We start from the raw sequence: 21,737 nt of genomic DNA, 5'->3' as shown, positions 1-21,737 counted from the left end.
GGTTCCGGTTCCGGTTCCGGTTCCGGTTCCGACGGGGGCTCCACGATCTCGACGGTTACAACCTCTTCCTCCGATGGCTGCGGCAGCTCCAGCGGCAGGCCGACAATAACGACGACGGCAAACAACAGATGCGCAATTGCGGAGACGGGAATGCCCCATCCTATGTTGCCACGCGGTTTGTCGACGTTGTCTTCCATGTCCGTTCCCTACAATGACCATGCCACCCAGTGCAAATAACGAGTTCTCGCTTGAAACAAACCGACCACATGGTATGTTTGTGAATGACCAATGCACACAAACGAGAAAAGCAGCCCGAACAGGTCCGGCACGCCCTGGTCGAACAGGCCGCACGCTCCGCGACCACACAAGGACTGGCAGGCCTGACGCTCCAGAGTGTCGCCGATGCCGTCGGGGTCACCAAAGGGGGGCTTCTCCACCATTTCCCCAGCAAGCAGGCCCTGATCGAAGCGGTATTCGAGGATCTTCTGCGCAAGCTCGACCAGGAGATCGACAAGCTCATGGAGCAGGATGCTGTCAAACAGGGGCGTTTCAGCCGCGCCTACATCGATGCCTTCTTCCAGGTTGCGCGTGATGGTGAAGACAGCCCGTGGGCAGCGCTCTCCATCTCCTGCATGACGGATGCGCGGCTGCGCGCACTCTGGTCGGAATGGATGCGCGAAAGACTGGAGCGGCATGACGCGACCGACGGCGCACCTCATTTGGCACTCGCCCGCTATGCGGCTGACGGCATCTGGCTCGCAAACATCACCGAAATTTCCGGCCTGCCCGTTGGCGAGCTCGACCGGCTGCACAATCAACTCAAGACGATGACGGTAACATAATGAACCCCGCCCTACTCACCTATGGTTCGCTCGCGGTCGCAATCGTGCTCGAAGTCATCGGGACGACCTTTCTGCAACAGAGCCAGCAGTTCACCCGCCCGCTCCCGACCGTGCTGATGGCCGTCTGCTATCTGGCGGCTTTCTATCTTCTCTCCATCGTCTTGCGCACCCTGCCCGTTGGCATCGCCTACGGCATCTGGAGCGGCCTCGGCATCGTTCTGGTCTCGGCCGTCGGCGTCTTCGTCTTCCGGCAGACCCTCGACCTCGCTGCCATGATCGGGCTCGGCCTGATCGTCGCCGGCGTAGTGGTCGTGAACGTGTTTTCGAGCAGCGTCAGCCACTGAGGCCTCTCAAACGAAAAAAGCCCGGCCTGTTCTCACAGGCCGAGCTTTTATATTTTTCGGCGTTGAAGCCGCTTAGCTGTCGAGGAACGAACGCAGCTTGCGGCTGCGGCTCGGATGCTTCAGCTTGCGCAGCGCCTTCGCTTCAATCTGACGGATACGTTCGCGGGTAACCGAGAACTGCTGGCCGACTTCCTCGAGAGTATGGTCGGTGTTCATGCCGATGCCGAAGCGCATGCGCAAAACACGCTCTTCGCGCGGCGTCAGCGAAGCCAGAACGCGGGTCGTCGTCTCGCGCAGGTTCGCCTGGATGGCGGCGTCGATCGGCAGAAGCGCGTTCTTGTCCTCGATGAAGTCACCCAGATGCGAATCCTCTTCGTCACCCACCGGGGTTTCGAGCGAGATAGGCTCCTTGGCGATCTTCAGGACCTTGCGGACCTTCTCGAGCGGCATGGCCAGCTTTTCAGCCAGTTCTTCCGGGGTCGGCTCGCGGCCGATTTCGTGCAGCATCTGGCGCGATGTACGAACGATCTTGTTGATCGTCTCGATCATGTGCACCGGAATACGGATCGTGCGGGCCTGGTCGGCGATCGAACGGGTGATCGCCTGCCGGATCCACCATGTGGCATAGGTGGAGAACTTGTAGCCGCGACGATACTCGAACTTGTCGACCGCCTTCATCAGGCCGATATTGCCTTCCTGGATAAGATCGAGGAACTGCAGGCCACGGTTCGTGTACTTCTTGGCGATCGAGATGACGAGGCGAAGGTTTGCCTCGACCATTTCCTTCTTGGCGATGCGCGCTTCGCGCTCGCCCTTCTGGACCATCGATACGATGCGGCGGAATTCGGCGATCGAAATGCCGGTTTCCGTTGCGAGGTTCTGGATCTCGGAGCGGATCTCGCGGATCGTCTGGTTCTCTTCCCTGGCGAAATCCTTCCAGCCGCGAGCGGACAGGTTGGCGATCGACTTCATCCAGTTCGGATCAAGCTCGGCACCCTGATATTGCTCCAGGAAGCTATCGCGCTTGACGCCATAGGATTCGGCGAGACGCAGAAGACGGCCTTCGTTCTGCATCAGGCGCTTGGAGATATCGTAGAGTTGCTCGACAAGGCTATCGACGCGGTTCTGGTTCAGCGACAGCGACTTCACCGCCGTGATCAGCTGGTCCTTCAGTTCCTTGTAGCGACGCTCCTGCCCGGAAGACAGCGTGCCCGTGCAGGACAGGCGGGCTTCCACCTGCTGGTCCTGCAGCTTGCGCAGCTTCTTGTAGGTGTCGGCGATAAGGTCGAGGGTTTCCATGACCTGCGGGCGCAGTTCCGCTTCCATGGCGGCGAGAGACAGGCTCGACTCGTCGTCGTCCTCCTCTTCCTCCTCGGGCGGCAGACCGTCGCCGCCGACGGCAGTGATGTCGTCGTCATTGGCGGCTGTGCGCGTCTTGCGGGCCTTTTCCTTTTCCTCGGCGGCCTTGCGGTCAGCCTCGATCTTTTCTGGGCTCTGGAACTGCGGCGCAGCCTTCGCTTCGGGACCGGAATAGGTCGTTTCGAGATCGATGATCTCGCGCAGAAGCGTCGTGCCTTCGTTCAGTTCGTCACGCCAGATGATGAGCGCCTGGAAGGTCAGCGGGCTCTCGCAGAGCCCGGAGATCATCGTCTCGCGGCCAGCCTCGATACGCTTGGCGATGGCGATTTCGCCTTCGCGCGACAGAAGCTCGACCGAGCCCATCTCGCGCAGATACATGCGCACCGGATCGTCGGTACGGTCTGTCGGCTCTTTCTTCTTCGCGGCTGCGAGCGCAGTGCTGGAGGCAGGAGCGACTTCGCCGCCCTCGCTCTCGCCGTCACTGTCGTCGGAGCTGTCATCGTCTTCGGACGTCGCCTCTTCGGCTTCGTCGTCCTCAACTACGTTGATGCCCATATCCGAGAGCATCGACATCGTGTCTTCGATCTGCTCGGAAGTCACTTCCTCCGACGGCAGGACCGAATTCAATTCGTCCATCGTGACATAGCCGCGCTTCTTGGCGACCTTGATCATCTTCTTGACCGCGTCATCGGAAAGATCGAGAAGAGGACCGTCAGCCGTGCCTTCGCGCTCGGTATCCGCTTCTTCGTTCTCTTTGACTTTCGTTGCCATATAACTTCGCTTTCCCTGAACGCCACCTCGCGGGGGTGGCCGCCGGCTGGGGCTCAAGACCTCAACCGCGAATCACTGGTTCAACACGTACGGAATGTTCTTTAATTCCGGATTACCACGAAGGCGGATATCAACTACCGAGACCACTGGTCCACACGTCGCCGCTCGTGGCCCGGTGTGCTTACCCACTCCGCCTTCTTTGCCTGATGTGGTGATTCCCACAAATTAACGCTCCGTCAAGCTTTTCTGAGGCGAACAGCCACGGAAAAGTAGAAAAAGCCGTTTCTCCAGGGCTTCAAGGGCACATGCACACGTTTGCCGGCTTATGTAGGCAATGGCAATCGAATGACAAGCCCTTCGGCCGAACGTCTCCTCTTCCTTCTGACGCTGACTTGCGAACCTGCGCGAGCAGCCTGCCCGGCGGCTGAATTTGCGTCTCTCAGCCGTGGCTGACTGCCGCCCCCTTAACCCGCCCGGACATGACGCCGAAGCCGTCGATGATCGCTTCCTGATTCTCCAGCCGCGAGATTTCCTGCTGAACTTCCGATAGCGCGCGGGTCAGCGCTGATCCACGCTCCACCTCATCCACACTGGCTTCCGCAATTTCGCGCTCCAGCTCGATCTTCTGCCACTTGAGCTCCTTGTTACGGGAATGTAGCGCATAGGCCTGACGATAGGCCTGCACCACGTCCTGCAGGTCGGCCTCCTTTGTGGCGGTCCACAGGCGCGCATTGCGGATCTGCTGGTTCATGGTGCTCAAAAGCGCATCGAAGCCATTCTCCTCCATCTGCTCCCGCAGATAGTCCCGGTCCAGCTTCGCGCCTGCCTTGGCGGCCACGGTCAAAAGGCAGGACCAGAAGCGCTGAAGGTCACGGTTCTCGAAATCGATGCCGGCAATTTCATCATAGTCGTCCAGCAGAAGCTGTGGGTGGTTGACGACCGTCAACGCAAGCACGCTCTCGCGCAATGCGGGAAGATCGCGATGGCCGCGGACAAGCCCGGAGCGCGCCAGCCTGTCCGAGATGCCGAGACCCCGGCCCGCCGCCCGAGGACCGCCCGCCGCAGGAGCCTGTCCGGGCCGGCCGCCTCTTGGCTGGAAGCCGCCACCACGACGGTCTGCACCACGATTGCCGCCCTGGAAGAAGGAACTCAGCCTGTCGCGCATATGCTGCTGGTAGTAACGGCGTACATTTTCATCGGCGACCACCGAAACCACCTGCTTGAGGCGCGCCTCCAGTTCGGCACGCTTTTCCGGCGTATCGAAGCCCGCCCCGGCGGTCTCGCGCATCCATATCGCTTCGGCCAGCGGCCTTGCCTCGGAAAGCACCTTGTCGAACGGAGCCCGCCCCTCATGACGCACGAGGTCGTCCGGGTCCTTGCCTTCCGGCAGAAGCGCGAAGCGAACCGAGCGACCGGGCTTGAGGAAGGGCAGCGCCAGATCCGCCGCGCGATTGGCCGCGCGCACGCCTGCGCCATCGCCGTCGAAGCAGAGCACCGGCTCTGACGACATCTTCCAGAGCAGATCGAGCTGGTTTTCCGTGAGGGCCGTGCCAAGCGGCGCCACCGCATTCTCGACGCCTGCCTGATGCAGCGCGATCACGTCCATGTAGCCTTCGACCGCAATGATCGTACCGCTGTCGCGCTCTCCTGCCCGGCCTTGCGCCACGCGGCGAGCGCGCGCAAAGTTGTAAAGGACCTGCCCCTTGTGAAAGAGTTCGGTCTCCGGTGAGTTCATGTATTTGGCCGGTGCATCGGGCGACATGGCGCGACCGCCAAAGGCGATCACCCTTTCCCGCGACGACAGGATGGGAAACATGATGCGATCGCGGAAATAGTCGTACGAGACAGGAATGCCCTCGCCGTGCCGCACCAGTCCGCAAGCTTCGATCTGGTCCTTCGGCACGCCCTTGCCCGCGAGAAATTCCTTCAGGGCATTACGACTTTCCGGAGCATAGCCGAGCCGGAAGGTCTCGATCGTCCTGCCCGTCAGGCCGCGGTCGCGCAGATAGGCGCGCGCCTTGGCACCGGCCGCACTCTGCAACTGCTCCTGGAAGTACTGCGCCGCCAACTCCATGACGTCGAGGAGCGTCGTCCGCTCCTTTTCCCGCCGCTCGGCCTGCGCATCTGGCTGCGGCAGTGCAATCCCGGCCATGTCGGCGATCTGCTGGACGGCTTCGGGGAAGTTCAACCCTTCAAGGTCGGTAAGGAAGCGGAAATGGTCGCCGGAAACGCCGCAGCCGAAACAGTGGAAGCGGCCCTTGCGATCCTCGCAGTGGAAACTCGGGCTCTTCTCGCCGTGGAAGGGGCAGCACGCCCAATAGTCGCCGCGCGGCACGTTGCTCTTCTTGCGATCCCACGTCACGCGCCGACCCACTACGGCCGATATCGGCACGCGGTCACGGATTTCATCGAGAAAGCTGTTGGAGAAGCGCATCATCACCTCGGGGCTCGATATTCTATAGAGCCTGCGCGAACCACAAGCCACCAGTGAAAGCGGGCTTCCCCGGTATCCACAGCGTGTCATTCGCAAAAACAGAAAAAGGCGGGGCCGAAACGACCCCGCCTCGCAATCAATGCCGATCGTCTGGAACTACTTCAGCAGATCCTTGACCATTCCGGATGCCTTGGCGAAATCCATCTGGCCGGGATACTTTTCCTTCAGGGCATTCATGCATTTGCCCATGTCACGAAGGCCCTGGGCACCAGTCTCGCTGATCACCGACTGGCACAGCTCACGGACCGCATCTTCGGACAATTGCTCGGGCATGAAACCCTTGATGACCGTGATTTCCTCGCGCTCCTGCGCGGCAAGCTCGGACCGGCCGGCGTCCTCGTAGATCTTCGCGGATTCTTCGCGCTGTTTCACCATCTTCTGCAGGATCTGCATGATGTCGTCATCGCTGACAGGATCCTTGCCGACACCGCGATTGGCGATGTCGCGATCCTTGATCGCAGTCTGGATGAGACGCACGGTGGAAAGACGCCGGCTCTCCTTGGCCTTCATGGCTTCTCTCATGGCATTGGCGAACTTATCGCGCATCATCTGTTTGCTCCTTTGGAGAAGCCGCTTCGCGGACTTGATTTACGGCTTTTCCGTGTCGATCAGGCGGCTCTCATAGACAACGTCACGAGGGCGATCAAATCAATTCAGCTAGAGGCTTGAATCCCATGAGAGATAATTCCCATGTAATTCGGCAGCTGACATTGACCGCTTCGCGCGCTTTGTTTATTTTCCGGCACCTGCACGAGATTTAGATTTCAGGGCTGCGCCGGTAATCCTGCGCGCCCTTTTCTGCGACCATAGATGGCTCTCACACCCTGCGACTTCAAGTGGCGGGCGCGAGGGCAGAAGGATAGAGATGACCGCGACAGCTCCCTGGACCAGCAAGAAACCCACCGCCGTCCTCGTTCTCGCCGATGGCACAGTTATTGAAGGCGTCGGCGTCGGCGCCACCGGCAAGGTAACCGCCGAAGTTTGCTTCAATACGGCGCTCACCGGCTATCAGGAAATCCTGACCGACCCATCCTACCTCGGCCAGATCGTCACCTTTACCTTCCCGCATATCGGCAATATCGGCACCAACGATGAAGACATCGAGGACCTGACGCCCGCCGCGCGGCGCGGCGCGGTCGGCACGATCTTCAAGGCCGACATTACCGAGCCTTCGAACTACCGTGCGGTCAAGCATCTCGATAGCTGGCTGAAGGCACGCGGCGTGATCGGCCTTTCCGGCATCGACACCCGCGCGCTGACTGCCTGGATCCGCCAGAACGGTGCGCCGAACGCTGTCATCGCCCATGATCCGAACGGCGTCTTCGACATCGAAGCGCTGAAGGCGGAAGCAAGGGGCTGGAGCGGTCTCGAAGGCCTCGACCTCGCCAAGGAAGCCACGTCCGGCCAGTCGTCGCAGTGGGACGAGAAGCCCTGGGTGTGGAACGAAGGCTATGACGAACTGAAGCCGGAGGACGCCAAGTACCACGTCGTCTGCATCGACTACGGCGTGAAGCGCAACATCCTGCGCCTGTTCACCGGTCTCGACTGCAAGGTCACGGTTGTTCCGGCCCAGACCTCGTCGGACGACATCCTGGCGCTGAAGCCGGACGGCATCTTCCTGTCCAACGGCCCGGGCGACCCGGCCGCCACCGGTCAATATGCGGTTCCGGTGATCCGGGAGATCATCAAGACCGACATCCCGACCTTCGGCATCTGCCTTGGCCACCAGATACTCGGCCTCGCGCTCGGCGCCAAGACAGAGAAGATGCACCAGGGCCATCACGGCGCAAACCACCCGGTCAAGGACCATACGACCGGCAAGGTGGAAATCGTTTCGATGAACCACGGCTTCGCGGTGGACTCGAAGTCATTGCCGCAAGGCGTTGAGGAGACTCATATTTCATTGTTCGACGGCACCAATTGCGGCCTGCGCGTCTCGGGCAAGCCGGTCTTCTCCGTCCAGCACCACCCGGAAGCATCGCCGGGCCCGCAGGACAGCCACTACCTCTTCCGCCGCTTCATGAACATGGTGCGGCAGAGCAAGGGAGAAGCTGCCCTCGCGGAGCGCTGAACGGCGAAGACATCCGGCCCACAGTTCGCCTATTGACCTCAACCATGATTGAGGTTGCAGATTGACCCCTGTTCACATCGAGCAGGGGTTTTTCATGAGCGACATTCACAGCAAACGCGTCATCCGCATCAACAGGTTTTCCGTGCCCGCCAATGCCAGGCACGATTTCATGGCACTGGTCGAGAAGACCCACGACATCATCCGGGCACAACCCGGCTTCGTCGACGACATGATCCTCGATCAGCGTTCCGGACCGAGCGCTTTCAATCTCGTCACCATTCTTCAGTTTGAGGACGAGTACGCACTGCAGCCAGCCATCGCGGCGGTTGCACAGGCGGATGCGCAAGCGGGCATAGACCGTCAGGCGCTGAGCCGCGAGTGGGGCGTGGAGACAGAGATCGCCTTCTATCATCCGACCGTGAGGGAATTACGCACCGCGGCCATTCCGGCCTGAGGGTCAAGAAAGACAAGCGGCATGCAAGCCGCTCATGCCGACCGGCGGCGTACCAACAGATAGAAGCGGCCACAGAGCAGCGCGGCGGCAGCGACCAGTCCCGTCACGAAGCCGAACCACACGCCGGGACCGCCATAACCGAGCGGGAACGCGAAGATCCATGCGCATGCGAAGCCTATCGGCCAATAGGCGATCAGCGCCAGGATCATCGGCACCGTCGTATCCTTCAAACCGCGCAGCAGACCTGCTGCGACGGCCTGAAGCCCGTCGGCCAGTTGAAACACGCCAGCAATGACGATCAATGCCACCGCATAGTCCAGTACGGACTGAGCCTCCGCCTGACGGGTATCGAGGAAAAGCCCACCAAGCTCACGCGGCATGATTGCAAAGAGCGTGCTGCCGAAAATGGAGAAGCCGAGGCTTACCAGCAAGACGGAGACCGCCGCGCGCCGCACGCCCATCATGTCACTGCGGCCATAGGCCAGACCAACCCGCACCGTTGCGACCTGGGCCAAGCCGAGCGGAATCATGAAGGCGATGGAGGCCAGTTGCAACGCAATCCCATGCGCGGCCAGCACTTCCTTGCCGATCATTCCCATCAGCAGCGATGCCGCAGCAAAAAGGCTCGTCTCCGCCAGGATCGTGAAGCTGATCGGCAACCCGAGCATCAGGATTTCGCGCAACATCCCCCAATCGGGCCGCCAGAAACGCACGAACATCTCGAACGACCGCATCCTGGGTTGTGTCTGGATATAGCCGACCGCAACGAGGAAGCCCATGAAATTGGCGACCACCGCGGCCACCGCGGCGCCATTCAAGCCGAGAGCCGGCGCGCCGAAATGTCCAAAGATCAGGGCGTAGGCGAGGATGGCATTCAAGAGGAACATGCCGATCGTGACATAGAGCACGATGCCGCCTTTCTCGAGGCCGGTGACGAAGCTGCGGATAGCCATGAGCCCGAGTGCGGGGAAAATGGCCCATTGCGCAATCCGGAGATAGCCTTGAGCAAGCGCCGCCACGTCCGGAGCCTGGCCGAGAGACAGGAGGATCGGTCCGGAGAACCACAGGATCGGTGCGGTCACGACACCATAGGCGAGCACGATCCAAAGCCCCATGCGTACCGAACGGCGAACACCCACCTGGTCGTTCTGCCCGAGAGCATAGGCGACAAGCGGCACCACGGCTGCAGAGAACCCGGTGCCGAAGATAAAGACGATGAAGAACATCTGCGTCGCAAGCACGACGGATGCGAGTTCCGTAGTCCCCAGCCAGCCAACAAAGATCACGTCGGTCGTGTTGATTGCCATATGCGCAAGCTGCGCGCCGACCAGCGGAACGCCGAGCGCCACCGTGCCCTTGACGTGGGAGGTCCAGGAATTCTGCCCGACATTGCCGAGATGTGTGGACGGCGCCGACATGGGTCCCTCGCAACGGAAAAAGCCGCTTCCAAACTTGGTTAGCGGCAGGTGCCCCGGCTATAGATCAGGCGACCGGACGCGGCAAGCAGGCGCCCCGATCCACCACTATTTGTGACCGATACTTCACCATAACCGATCGATGAGGCGCTGAGGGCAACGCCGATAAAGGAGGATTTGCGGCGCCAATGCCACGCTCACTGTCAGAATGGAGGCTGCAGCGAACGGGAGGGCGTACCCGCAAATTCAGGCGGGACCCCTCACCCGTAAGCCACTGAATTCTGGTTAAACAGTCAATGTTCTTGATGCTGCTGCCAACGATGTTGATAGCAAGCCGGAACCTTCACGGCACGAATAAGGAACAGAGGCAGCCTGCTTCTGATTTCACCTCAGGATCAGACCTCGATTGGCTACCAGATCGGCGGCTTCGCCGGGGCTCGATCCATCGCTCGTCAATCGTCCGACCGCGGAGGAAAGCACCGTCGATGGTCCAGACCACCGCATCCACTACATGACGACTGTCACCATGACATCGAACCGTGGCATCAGGTAACGGGATCAATCTGCGTGAAGGAATGTGAGAGTGAAAGAAGGGGCAACGCCCCCTTCTCATATCTCGCCGGAGAACGTATCGCAGGAATTGGCGTCACCGCTGTCGAAACCGCGGCGGAACCATTCCATGCGTTGGGCCGACGTGCCGTGGTTGAAGCTTTCCGGCACCACATAGCCCTGGCCACGTTTCTGCAGTGTATCGTCTCCGATCTGCTGGGCGGCATTCAAGGCTTCCTGCAGGTCGCCCTGTTCCAGAATGCCCTTCTGGTCTGTGTGTTTGCCCCAGACACCGGCGAAGCAATCGGCCTGCAGTTCGACACGGACGGACATCCTGTTGGCCTCGACCTCGCTCATTCGCTGCCGTGCCTGATTGAACTTCGGCAGGACGCCGAGCAGGTTCTGGACGTGGTGCCCCACTTCGTGCGCGATCACATAGGCTTCGGCAAAATCACCGGAGGCGCCGAACTGCTGTTCGAGTTCGCGGAAGAAGTTCGTGTCGAGATAGACCTTTCTGTCTCCGGGACAGTAGAACGGCCCGGTCGCAGACGATGCAAAGCCGCACGCCGATTCGACTTGCCCGGAGAACAGCACCAGCGTCGGTTCCTGATAGGTCTGTCCGCTCGCCTGGAAGATGCCGTTCCACGTATCCTCCGTCTCTGCCAGCACGGTCCGCACAAAAGCCGTGGCCTCGTCGTTGGCGGGCGCCTGGTTGGTCTGCTGCTCATAGCCGCCGCCCTGAAGGCCGGTATCGCCACCGGAGAGGAGCGTAAGGGGATTGATGCCCAGCACCCAGGAAACGATCAGGATCAGAATGATGCCGCCGATACCGATACCCCCGCCGGCCCGGCGTACGCCACCACGGCCTATCGGAATGCGCATGCCGCCGCGACCGAACGGGTTTTGACCACCCGCTCCGCGCTGGTCCTCGACATTGTGCGATTGCCGGCGCCCTTTCCATTCCATCCGAATACCTCCTGTGTGCCTCTCCCGAGGATCATACAACGCGACGCGCGCAAAGACGATCCATTGGATCGCGACGAAGGCTACGCCATCCTGAGCGCTTTCTTGCTCGGAAGGAAAATCGTCAAAAGCCCGAGAGCCGGCAGGAAAGCGCAGATCGTGTAGACGGTCGATATCCCGTGACGATCTGCCAGAACGCCGAGCACGGCTGCGGCAATCCCGCCCATGCCGAACGCGAACCCGAAGAAGATGCCGGCGATCATGCCGACACGGCCGGGTACCAGTTCCTGCGCCATTACGATGATGGCGGGGAACGAGGACGCGATGATGAACCCGACAATGCCCGACAGCAGGATCGTCACCTCTAGATTGGCGAAAGGCATGGCCAGCGTGAACGGCAACACGCCGAGGATCGAGAACCAGATCACCACCTTTGAGCCGAAACGGTCGCCGATGGGGCCGCCGACTACAGTGCCGAGCGCGCTCGCGCCCAGGAAAACGAACAGCATGAGCTGCGATTGCTGCACGGTGACGCCGAACCGTTCGATGACGAAGAACGTGTAGTAGCTGCCGATGCTCGCCATGTAGATGTTCTTGGAGAACGTCAGCAGCACGAGCACGACGAGCGCGATCGCGACTGTCCTGCGCGGCAGCGAATGGCCCTGTATCATCCTCTTCCTGCCGGCATTGGCAAGCATGTGCGCCTTGTACCAGGCGGCGACGCGACTGAGAACGATGATCCCTAGGATGGCAGCGATGCAGAACCAGGCCACACTGCCCTGCCCGCGCGGTATGATGATGAATGCGGCGAGCAGCGGCCCGATCGCCGTGCCGAAATTGCCGCCGACCTGGAACACCGACTGCGCCAGACCGTAGCGACCGCCGGATGCCAGCCGGGCGACACGCGATGATTCCGGATGGAAGATCGCCGACCCGATGCCGACCAGCGAAGCGGCAAAGACCAGCATGCCGTAGTTACTCGCCGTCGCCAGCAGGACGAGACCCATGAAGGTCGCGCCCATGCCCATCGGCAGCGAATACGGGAACGGCTTTCTGTCCGTCAGAATGCCTATGACCGGCTGCAGCAGCGATGCCGTGCACTGGAACGCCAGTGTCAGCATGCCGATCTGCCAGAAGTCGAGATTATAATCGGCCTTCAGCATCGGATAGATGGCGGCGATCATCGACTGCATGATGTCGTTCAGCATGTGGCAGAAGCTGACCGCGAAAATGATCGGCAGCACGGTCGCTTCGGCAGAGATACCCGGCTTCATCGTCGCATCCGCCATGTCATTCTCCCAATCCGGCTAAGGCCGCCGGCTATTCAATACGATCCGGTCTTACTGCCGGCGCGTTCGCATTGTCCATGCCCGCTCGGCGGCAAGCGGTACGGTGCCGCTTTTATTTCGCCCTGCCCCAGGCGACAGCGGGCACCTGTCGATTCCTGTCGATTGGGCGATTTATGGGGTTCCGTTCGCGGGGACATTTGCCTATAAGCCGCGTCTAGCCAGAAATATCATATGCACGCAACCCGACCGGAGCCCCATGCCCCGAGCCGGCTTTTCGCGCAGAAGAATGAGTGGATAGAAACCATGCCCAAGCGCCAAGACATCAAATCGATCCTCATCATCGGCGCGGGTCCGATTGTCATTGGTCAGGCATGTGAATTCGACTACTCCGGCACCCAGGCCTGCAAGGCGCTGAAGGAAGAGGGTTACCGGGTCATCCTGGTCAACTCCAACCCGGCGACGATCATGACCGACCCGGGCCTCGCAGACGCGACATATGTCGAGCCCATCACGCCCGAAGTGGTCGCCAAGATCATCGCCAAGGAACGCCCTGACGCGCTGCTGCCGACCATGGGTGGCCAGACAGCACTCAACACGGCGCTCTCCCTGAAGCGCATGGGCGTTCTCGACCGCTACAATGTCGAGATGATCGGCGCCAAGCCCGCCGCCATCGACATGGCCGAAGACCGCGCCCTGTTCCGCGAAGCGATGGTGCGCATCGGCCTTGAAACACCCAAGTCGTTGCTGGCCAACGCCACCGACATCAAGGATGCCGACCGCAAGAGCCATGAAGCCGAGCGTGAAAAGGTCAAGGCGAGCCTCTCCGGCGCAGCACTCGATACTGCACTGGACGACCTGGAGAACCAGTGGAACCTCGGCGAGACGGACCGCAAGCAGCGTTACATCAGCCACGCCATGGCCATTGCCGCACAGGCCATCGACGTCGTTGGCCTGCCGGCCATCATTCGCCCGTCCTTCACCATGGGCGGCACCGGCGGCGGCATTGCCTATAACCGCTCGGAGTTCTTCGAAATCGTGGGTGGCGGCCTCGATGCCTCGCCCACCACCGAAGTTCTGATCGAAGAATCGGTTCTCGGCTGGAAGGAATATGAAATGGAGGTCGTCCGCGACAAGGCGGACAACTGCATCATCATCTGCTCGATCGAGAACATCGATCCGATGGGCGTCCATACGGGCGACTCGATCACTGTCGCGCCAGCCCTGACGCTGACCGACAAGGAATACCAGATGATGCGCAACGCCTCGATCGCGGTCCTGCGCGAGATCGGCGTTGAGACCGGCGGCTCGAACGTTCAGTTCGCCGTCAACCCGAAGGACGGCCGTCTCGTCGTCATCGAAATGAACCCGCGCGTCTCCCGTTCTTCGGCGCTGGCCTCCAAGGCAACCGGCTTCCCGATCGCCAAGGTCGCGGCCAAGCTTGCCATCGGCTATACGCTCGACGAGCTCGACAACGACATCACCGGTGGCGCAACCCCAGCCTCGTTCGAACCGTCGATCGACTACGTCGTCACCAAGATCCCGCGCTTTGCCTTCGAAAAATTCCCGGGCGCATCACCGGTTCTGACAACCGCGATGAAGTCTGTCGGTGAAGTCATGGCGATCGGCCGTACTTTCGCCGAGTCGCTGCAAAAGGCGCTTCGCGGCATGGAAACCGGGCTGACCGGCCTCGACGAGATCGAGATCCCCGGCATCGAGGAGGGTGAAAACGCCAACAACGCTATCCGCGCCGCGATCGGCACGCCGACGCCGGATCGCCTACGCATGGTCGCCCAGGCTCTGCGCATGGGCATGTCGGAAGCCGACGTTCACGAAGCCTGCAAGATCGATCCGTGGTTCATCAGCCAGTTCAAGGCAATCGTCGACATGGAAGCGCGCGTGCGCGAACACGGCTTGCCGGCGGATGCCGAGAACCTGCGCACGCTGAAGGCCATGGGCTTTTCCGACGCCCGCCTCGCCAGCCTGACGTCGAAGCGTCCGAAGGAAGTTGCGGAACTTCGCAACAGCCTGAACGTACGCCCGGTCTTCAAGCGCATCGACACGTGCGCGGCCGAGTTCGCTTCGCCAACCGCCTACATGTACTCGACCTACGAGACGCCTTTCGTTGGCGCACTCCAGTCCGAGGCACAGGTTTCCGATCGCAAGAAGGTCGTCATCCTCGGTGGCGGTCCGAACCGCATCGGTCAGGGCATAGAGTTCGACTATTGCTGCTGCCATGCTGCTTTTGCGCTGCGTGATGCCGGCTTCGAAGCCATCATGATCAACTGCAACCCGGAAACCGTGTCCACGGACTACGACACCTCCGACCGCCTCTACTTCGAGCCTCTGACGGCCGAAGACGTGATCGAGATCCTGCGCGCTGAGCAGGAAAAGGGTGAAGTCGTCGGCGTGATCGTGCAGTTCGGCGGCCAGACACCGCTGAAGCTTGCAGAAGCGCTCGAAAAGAACGGTATCCCGATCCTCGGCACCGCGCCGGACATGATCGACCTCGCAGAAGACCGCGACCGCTTCCAGAAGCTCCTGATGAAGCTGGACCTGAACCAGCCCAACAACGGCATCGCCTACTCCGTCGAGCAGGCCCGCCTCGTGGCAACGGAAATCGGCTTCCCGCTTGTCGTGCGTCCGTCCTACGTTCTCGGCGGCCGGGCCATGCAGATCATCCACAATGAAAGCATGTTGCAGAGCTACCTGCTGGACACCGTTCCGGGCCTCGTTCCGGAAGACATCAAGCAGTGTTACCCCAACGACAAGACCGGCCAGATCAACACCCTGCTTGGCAAGAACCCGCTTCTGTTCGACAGCTACCTGACCAACGCCATCGAAGTGGACGTCGATGCGCTGTGCGATGGCGAGAGTGTCTTCGTTTCGGGTATCATGGAGCACATCGAGGAAGCCGGCATTCACTCCGGCGACAGCGCCTGCTCGCTGCCATCGCGCTCGCTCTCCAACGAGATGCTCGATGAACTGGAGCGCCAGACGGCCGCGATGGCCAAGGCGCTCAACGTCGGCGGCCTGATGAACGTCCAGTACGCCATCAAGGACGGCACGATCTACGTACTCGAAGTCAACCCGCGCGCCTCGCGTACCGTTCCTTTCGTCGCCAAGACCATCGGTGCGCCGATCGCCAAGATCGCAGCCCGGATCATGACCGGCGAAAAGCTCGACGCGGCGATTGCCGCCTACGGCGAGAAGCCTGATCCGCGCAACCTCAAGCACATTGCCGTCAAGGAAGCCGTGTTCCCGTTCGCCCGCTTCCCGGGCGTCGATACGCTGCTCGGCCCGGAAATGCGTTCGACCGGCGAAGTCATCGGCCTCGACACCGATTTCGCGCTCGCCTTCGCCAAAAGCCAGCTCGGCGCCGGTGTGGATCTTCCCCGTTCGGGCACCGTGTTCGTCTCGGTTCGCGATGAAGACAAGGACGGCGTTCTGCCGGCGATCCGCATTCTCGTCGAAAGCGGCTTCAAGGTCCTGGCAACCGGCGGCACGCAGCGTTTCCTCGCGGAAAAGGGCATCGCGGCCGACAAGATCAACAAGGTCCAGGAAGGACGTCCGCACATTGAGGATGCCATCCGCAACCGTCAGGTCCAGCTCGTCATCAACTCGACGGATGGCAATAAGGCGATCTCCGATTCGAAGTCGCTGCGCCGCGCAACGCTGATGCAGAAGGTGCCTTACTACACGACCATGGCGGGTGCGGAAGCGGCAGCGATGGCAATCCGCGCACTCAAGGCCGGCAGTCTCGAAGTCCGGCCGCTGCAGAGCTACTTCTAAGCCGCTCCAGCCGTGAAAGCTTGAAGCCGGTCAGCGAAAGTTGACCGGCTTTTCATTATCCTATATTTAGCCATCAAGTTAATTAACCGATCGGATAAACATGTCTCTCGATCCGCTCTCCAATACGCTCTTTGCGCTGGCCGACCCGACGCGTCGGGCGATCCTGGCGCGGCTGGCGCGCGGGGAAGCCACCGTCAACGAACTGGCCGCTCCCTTCGAGATGAGCCTCCCGGCAGTATCGAAGCACCTGAAAGTGCTGGAGCGCGCGAAACTGATCTCGCGCAGCCGCAATGCCCAGTGGCGTCCCTGCCGGCTGGAGCCGGCGCCCTTGAAGACACTCGATGGCTGGCTCGGCGATTACCGTTTGTTGTGGGAGCACCGGCTGGACCGGCTCGAAGATTACCTGGCCACACTGCAGATCGAACGAGACACAAAGGAAGAGCGGAATGACTGAAAAGATGGAGATCCTCAACGATCGCCTGTTCGGCATCGACCCCGCGACACTTTTCGATGCTTTCGCCGATCCCGAAAAGCTGAAGCATTGGTGGGGGCCTCACGGCTTTACAAACACGATCGACGAGTTCGATTTCCGCCCGGGCGGTACGTGGCGCATCACCATGACAGCTTCGAACGGCACCGATTTTCCCAACCATTCGACGTTCCAGGAAATCGTCCCGGAAGAGCGCATCGTCTTCCTGCATCACGAACCCATGCACGTCTACACGATGGAGATGACATTCGTGCCCGGAAGCGGCGGCACGCGGCTTCACTGGCGGATGTTGTTCGAACCGACCGAGGAAAACCGGCAACTTCAAAAATTCATCACCGCCGCAAATGAGCAGAATTTCGACCGTCTTGAGAGCCTTCTTAAACAGCTGACCGGAGGACGCTGACATGACCGAGACACTTGATCGCAGCAGGACCATCGAAGTCAACCGCCTGATCGATGCACCACGGGAACTGGTGTTCAAAATGCTGACGGATGCCAGCCACCTCGACCAATGGTGGGGACCGAACGGCTTCAAGACAGAAACACACGAGATGGAATTCGCAGTCGGCGGCCTCTGGCGCTACACGATGCATGGCCCGGACGGCAAGGATTGGCCGAACTGGATCCGCTACAAGGAGATCACGCCACCAACGGGCATCCGATACGACCACGGCGACGAGACGGACGAACCCGCACTGTTCGAAGGTTTCATTTCGCTGAAGTCCGAAGGGGACAAGACCCGCATCACCATTACCCTCCTCTTCCCGACGATCGAGGCTCGCGATGCGACGATCGAATTCGGCGCTGTCGAGGGCGGCAGGCAGACGCTTGCACGACTGGATGCCTTCGTCACCGGGCCGCAAACCCAGGCCTAGGACAAGGCCATGGATTTGGCCGGTTGAGTCCGCTCAGATTGACACTTGTCAATCGAGGCAAATAACGGAAATCTCTGCCGGCTTCTCTACAGCGCCGTGCGCCATGAATGGCGCACGAAGGACGCTGTGGCAATTTGGTCTGCGCATCGTAATCCCAAAAACCGACCCCGGTTTTCGGGTCGGTGCGCTCGGAGGAAGATATGGCCGAGATCGATGACACACCGGAACGGGCGACCCGCCGCGAATGGATCGGCTTGTCCGTTCTGTCGATCGCCTGTCTGATCTATTCGATGGACCTGTCGGTCCTGTTCCTGGCCATGCCGGCAATCGTCGCCGACCTCGATCCGTCCGCATCGCAACTGCTGTGGATCAACGACATCTACGGCTTCATGGTCGCCGGCTTCCTCGTGACCATGGGCACGCTCGGCGACCGCATAGGACGCCGGCGGGTGCTGCTTATCGGCGCCTTCGCGTTCGGTGTAGCGTCCGGCTTCGCAGCGTTCGCCAGCACGGCCGAGCAGCTTATTCTGGCGCGAGCCATGCTTGGCATCGCCGGGGCAACCATTGCGCCATCGACGCTGTCGCTCATCGTCAACCTGTTCAGGAACGAAGAGGAACGGAACAGGGCGATCAGCATCTGGGGTACGGCGTTTGCGCTGGGCGGCCTTGTCGGTCCGTTGATCGGCGGCCTTCTCCTGCAATATTTCCATTGGGGATCGGTCTTCCTGATCAACATACCGGTGATGATGGTGCTGCTGGCCGTCGCTCCCTTTCTTTTGCCCGAATACAGGAACGCGGATGCCGGCAGGCTGGACCTTCCCAGTGTAACGCTATCGCTCGCAACGGTTCTGCCGATCATCTACGGCGTCAAGCACATGGCTGCGGATGGCTTCCACCCGCTCCAGCTCGTCTATATCGCATTCGGCCTACTTGCCGGCCTGGCCTTCGTGCGGCGCCAGAAGCGCCTCGCCGATCCGCTGATCGACCTCGCGCTATTCCGCATCCCCGCCTTCACGGCGTCTCTCATGGTCAATCTCGCCGGCGTCTTCTTCGTCTTCGGCGTTTTCCTGTTCCAGAACCTCTTCCTGCAGCTCGTTCTGGGGCTCTCGCCGCTCGAGGCCGCCCTCTGGTCAGTTCCCTCGGCGCTCGTCTTCACCGTGATGTCGTTCCAGGCCTACCGCTTCACCAACCGCTTTGGCCCGATCAGGACGGTTCTCATGGGACTGGTGGTGAATGCATTCGGGACTGCGGTCATGGCCATTGCTGCCTATGCCGAGAGCCTCCTGGGCATCCTCGGCGCCAGCATGATCGTCGGGCTTGGCTTCGTGCCCGTCATCCTCACCACCACCGGCCTGATCGTGGGTACGGCGCCACCCGAGCGTGCGGGTTCGGCGTCGGCCATATCGGAAACCAGTGCGGAGTTCGGAGGTGCGCTGGGCGTGGCGATGCTCGGCAGCATTGCCACGCTCGTCTACCGGATGACGATGGACGGCGTGGACCTGAGCGGCCTCGACGCGACGCAGGCACAGGCCGTCTCTGCCACGCTCGCAGGAGCCGTGGAAACCGCAAACGCGATGACAGGCGCATCGTCGATCGTCTGGCTGGAGACTGCCAAGGCCGGCTTTTCTCTCGGCTTTGCAGTGTGCTGCGCCATTGCCACGGTAACGCTGCTCCTCCTCGCGGTTATCGCCAGGAAGGTTTATGCGGGCGCGCATATCGATGAAAGCATTCTCCAGCCGCATTGAGTCGCGCCTGCACCGACTGGAAGCCGCCCGACCCAGCGCGATATCAGGGAACTGGCAGGTCTGAGGCACGTTCCCCAGGAACCCTTTGGCAAGGCCACTGGAAGGCAGCCATCGGCGCAAGCGAGGATCATGTCATGACGTTCCTGCGCAACAACAGCCTCAGTCTCGTCCTCTCCGCCCTGACACTCTTCGCCATCATCGGCATGCTGTTCAGCGGCTGGCACGTCGGTCAGGACCAGGCACTGCAGCACGGCGACGCGCCACCACAGCTCTGGAACTACGCGCTGTCGGCTGACTTTCTATCGGCCCTGTTCGAGAACTGGGAAAGCGAGTTTCTGCAGATGTCCATGTATGTCTGCCTGACGGCTTTCCTCTTTCAGAAGGGCTCGTCCGAATCGAAGGACCCCGGAAGCCTCGGCGATCCGGTCGATGAAGACCCCGCCGGGCGTGAAAACGATCCTGCCGCCCCATGGCCGGTGCGGCACGGCGGACTGGTCCGCTCTCTTTATTCCTACTCTCTCGGCATCGCGCTGGGGCTGCTTTTTGTACTCTCCTTCGTCCTGCACCTGTGCAACAGCGCCACGGCCGCCAATGAGGATGCGCTACGGCATGGCCAGCCAGTCGTGACCGTCATGGGACACCTCATATCCGCCCAGTTCTGGTTCGAGTCCTTCCAGAACTGGCAGTCCGAATTCCTGTCCACTCTCGTCCTGGTCGTGCTGTCGATTTTCCTGCGCTTCCGGGGCTCTCCGGAATCGAAGCCGGTCGCAGCCCGCCATGGCGAGACAGGATAGAACGGCGGGCTCTTGCGGCGCTTCTCAACCCGTTCATGCAAAACTACGTGCAAGCCTCTGGATCGATTCGACATCTTCCCGGAAACGCAGGAGTTCCACTGCCTTTTTCTCAGGCTCGGGAATGCGCAGCAGATAGGATGGGTGTACCGTTACGAACAGGGTCTGCCCGTCCTGCATAACCATCGGCTTGCTCCGCACATCCGCCAGTTTGTGCTGCTCATCTGTCAGCGCGAAATAGGCGGTCGCCCCCATGGCCACGACGAGCTTCGGCTTTACAAGATCCAGTTCCTGTTTCAGCCACCAGCGGCATTGCTGGATCTCTCCCCTGTTCGGCTTCTGGTGGATACGCCGCTTTCCGCGCGGCTCATATTTGAAGTGCTTGACGGCATTGGTGACGTAGAGCCTCTGCCTGTCGAGCCCCACCTGTTTCAGGACATCGTTGAACAACTGTCCCGCCGGCCCAACGAACGGCTTGCCGGCCAGATCCTCCTGGTCGCCGGGCTGCTCGCCCACGATCATGACATCGGCATCCACCGGCCCCTCGCCGAACACCGTCTGCGTCGCCATGCAATGCAGATCGCAGAGCGTGCAGCGACTGGCCTCCTCCTTCAGCGCGGCATGGCTACCGACCGGCAGAGACGGCGCATGTTGCACACTCGCGGCAACCTCCTGCAAGCGATGGTGGAACGGCAGGGGCTCGCTCGCGGCCCGGGCCGCCATCTCCATGACACTCGCCTCCGCATTGGCGATCAGGCCCGGGATGAGGTCCGCCTCCGGCAGGTTCTTCCAGTATTTCTTCGGCATTTCCGACGTCATCGCCTTCACCTTCAGCCGCGCCGGATTGAAGATCGAAGCATAGTAGGTGCGCCAGAGATCGTCCGTCTCGTCCTTCAGATCCGGCTTCTCAGCCGGCTCTGAAGTCGATTTCAGCTCCACTCCGTCCCACGATGCAGCCCCCTTGGGCGTCGCGATCAGCCAGTCCATGTCGTTGAACCGTCGCTGGAAGAACGGCGCGGCCCGCTCGACGATGAAGTGATCCGGTTCGAACCAGGCGATGAACTTCCGCCGTCCCGCCGTCTCGGCCGGCAGCGGCAATTCCTTGAACCGCACGAAGGCCGTCATCTTGTGGTAGTCCCGCCCGACAGACTTGGCCATTTGCCGCGCTGCCACCACATCCGCATCTGACATCATGTCGAGCAGGCGGCGCTCATGCATCAGCCGGAACAGCAGGCGATAGAGCAGCGAAAAACGGCCCGGGTCGCTGTGACAGATCACGGCACCTGCAAGCTTGATGAAATCTGGCGGCACCTTCGGGGAGCTGAACTCCGGCAAAGGTGGAGGAAACGGGGTCTCCACGCCGAAGAGCCCCATCGTCTCGCCGTTCGTGCGCCAGCAGATCAAGTCCGGCAGGACGCCGCCCAGCAGAAAGGCACGCGCTGCCTCCCGCCACTCCTCCACATTCCCCCTGCCCTCCAGCGTGCACATGTACATCG

General features: G+C 61.1%; 18 protein-coding genes and 1 pseudogene. 11 read left to right on the top strand and 8 right to left on the bottom strand.

The window, feature by feature from the left end:
- A pseudogene (locus LH464_RS02770) lies at positions 1-197 on the bottom strand (DUF930 domain-containing protein); the annotation flags it as partial.
- 84 nt (positions 198-281) lie between these two features.
- Between LH464_RS02770 and LH464_RS02765 the strand changes: the two are divergent.
- Together LH464_RS02765 and LH464_RS02760 are read left to right on the top strand one after the other, a co-directional pair.
- Entirely contained in the window at positions 282-842 is a 561-nt protein-coding gene (locus LH464_RS02765) for a TetR/AcrR family transcriptional regulator (protein WP_226784828.1), read from the top strand.
- The gene (locus tag LH464_RS02760) at positions 842-1,186 is read left to right on the top strand and encodes a DMT family transporter (protein ID WP_226784827.1); all 345 of its coding nucleotides are present in this window, start codon (positions 842-844) and stop codon (positions 1,184-1,186) included. Before LH464_RS02765 ends, LH464_RS02760 begins: the two co-directional genes overlap by 1 nt.
- Before the next feature lie 72 nt (positions 1,187-1,258).
- Here LH464_RS02760 and rpoD read toward each other — a convergent pair whose 3' ends face one another.
- The 3 genes from rpoD to LH464_RS02745 all read right to left on the bottom strand — a co-directional run bounded on the left by rpoD (position 1,259) and on the right by LH464_RS02745 (position 6,356).
- Complete coding sequence (gene rpoD, locus LH464_RS02755; RefSeq protein ID WP_226784826.1) at positions 1,259-3,316, bottom strand: RNA polymerase sigma factor RpoD; 2,058 nt, start codon at positions 3,314-3,316, stop codon at positions 1,259-1,261.
- 439 nt (positions 3,317-3,755) lie between these two features.
- Positions 3,756-5,750, bottom strand: a complete 1,995-nt coding sequence (gene dnaG / locus LH464_RS02750) for a DNA primase (RefSeq protein ID WP_226784825.1) — start codon at positions 5,748-5,750, stop codon at positions 3,756-3,758.
- A gap of 156 nt (positions 5,751-5,906) precedes the next feature.
- Positions 5,907-6,356, bottom strand: a complete 450-nt coding sequence (locus LH464_RS02745) for a GatB/YqeY domain-containing protein (protein ID WP_226784846.1) — start codon at positions 6,354-6,356, stop codon at positions 5,907-5,909.
- A 319-nt stretch (positions 6,357-6,675) separates the two neighbouring features.
- Here LH464_RS02745 and carA point away from each other — a divergent pair, with 319 nt between their 5' ends.
- Positions 6,676-7,881: a glutamine-hydrolyzing carbamoyl-phosphate synthase small subunit gene (gene carA, locus LH464_RS02740; RefSeq protein WP_226784824.1), complete on the top strand. Its 1,206-nt coding sequence runs from the start codon at positions 6,676-6,678 to the stop codon at positions 7,879-7,881.
- A gap of 94 nt (positions 7,882-7,975) precedes the next feature.
- Entirely contained in the window at positions 7,976-8,335 is a 360-nt protein-coding gene (locus LH464_RS02735) for an antibiotic biosynthesis monooxygenase (RefSeq protein WP_226784823.1), read from the top strand.
- A gap of 32 nt (positions 8,336-8,367) precedes the next feature.
- Here LH464_RS02735 and LH464_RS02730 read toward each other — a convergent pair whose 3' ends face one another.
- Complete coding sequence (locus LH464_RS02730) at positions 8,368-9,753, bottom strand: MATE family efflux transporter (protein ID WP_226784822.1); 1,386 nt, start codon at positions 9,751-9,753, stop codon at positions 8,368-8,370.
- 403 nt (positions 9,754-10,156) lie between these two features.
- On the opposite strand from LH464_RS02730, the gene LH464_RS02725 reads away from it, so the two are divergent.
- The gene (locus LH464_RS02725; protein WP_226784821.1) at positions 10,157-10,303 is read left to right on the top strand and encodes a hypothetical protein; all 147 of its coding nucleotides are present in this window, start codon (positions 10,157-10,159) and stop codon (positions 10,301-10,303) included.
- Positions 10,304-10,359: 56 nt separating this feature from the next.
- Here the strand turns inward: LH464_RS02725 and ypfJ are convergent, their stop codons facing one another.
- Complete coding sequence (gene ypfJ / locus LH464_RS02720; RefSeq protein ID WP_226784820.1) at positions 10,360-11,265, bottom strand: KPN_02809 family neutral zinc metallopeptidase; 906 nt, start codon at positions 11,263-11,265, stop codon at positions 10,360-10,362.
- 80 nt (positions 11,266-11,345) lie between these two features.
- A complete protein-coding gene (locus tag LH464_RS02715; RefSeq protein ID WP_226784819.1) occupies positions 11,346-12,551 on the bottom strand; it encodes an MFS transporter in 1,206 nt (401 codons plus the stop codon).
- A 303-nt stretch (positions 12,552-12,854) separates the two neighbouring features.
- Here LH464_RS02715 and carB point away from each other — a divergent pair, with 303 nt between their 5' ends.
- The 6 genes from carB (at position 12,855) to LH464_RS02685 (ending at position 20,244) form a co-directional block, all read left to right on the top strand.
- The gene (carB, locus tag LH464_RS02710) at positions 12,855-16,340 is read left to right on the top strand and encodes a carbamoyl-phosphate synthase large subunit (RefSeq protein WP_226784818.1); all 3,486 of its coding nucleotides are present in this window, start codon (positions 12,855-12,857) and stop codon (positions 16,338-16,340) included.
- A gap of 100 nt (positions 16,341-16,440) precedes the next feature.
- Entirely contained in the window at positions 16,441-16,794 is a 354-nt protein-coding gene (locus LH464_RS02705) for an ArsR/SmtB family transcription factor (protein ID WP_226784817.1), read from the top strand.
- A complete protein-coding gene (locus LH464_RS02700) occupies positions 16,787-17,233 on the top strand; it encodes an SRPBCC domain-containing protein (protein ID WP_226784816.1) in 447 nt (148 codons plus the stop codon). The genes LH464_RS02705 and LH464_RS02700 overlap by 8 nt, the downstream gene beginning before the upstream one ends.
- A 1-nt stretch (position 17,234) precedes the next feature.
- Positions 17,235-17,705 carry an SRPBCC domain-containing protein gene (locus tag LH464_RS02695; RefSeq protein WP_226784815.1) on the top strand — a complete coding sequence of 157 codons (471 nt, stop codon included), beginning with the start codon at positions 17,235-17,237 and terminating at the stop codon, positions 17,703-17,705.
- A 200-nt stretch (positions 17,706-17,905) separates the two neighbouring features.
- On the top strand, positions 17,906-19,450 hold the full coding sequence (locus tag LH464_RS02690; RefSeq protein WP_226784814.1) for an MFS transporter: 1,545 nt from the start codon (positions 17,906-17,908) through the stop codon (positions 19,448-19,450).
- A gap of 134 nt (positions 19,451-19,584) precedes the next feature.
- Positions 19,585-20,244 carry a DUF6766 family protein gene (locus LH464_RS02685; protein WP_226784813.1) on the top strand — a complete coding sequence of 220 codons (660 nt, stop codon included), beginning with the start codon at positions 19,585-19,587 and terminating at the stop codon, positions 20,242-20,244.
- 33 nt (positions 20,245-20,277) lie between these two features.
- Here LH464_RS02685 and LH464_RS02680 read toward each other — a convergent pair whose 3' ends face one another.
- The gene (locus tag LH464_RS02680; RefSeq protein ID WP_226784812.1) at positions 20,278-21,735 is read right to left on the bottom strand and encodes a UdgX family uracil-DNA binding protein; all 1,458 of its coding nucleotides are present in this window, start codon (positions 21,733-21,735) and stop codon (positions 20,278-20,280) included.
- Between the last annotated feature and the right edge of the window lie 2 nt (positions 21,736-21,737).

The organism is Pseudorhizobium xiangyangii (assembly GCF_020531965.1).
Lineage (GTDB): Bacteria > Pseudomonadota > Alphaproteobacteria > Rhizobiales > Rhizobiaceae > Neorhizobium > Neorhizobium xiangyangii.
Note: the sequence above shows the minus strand (reverse complement) of the source record. Positions and strands in the feature narration are given on the sequence as shown.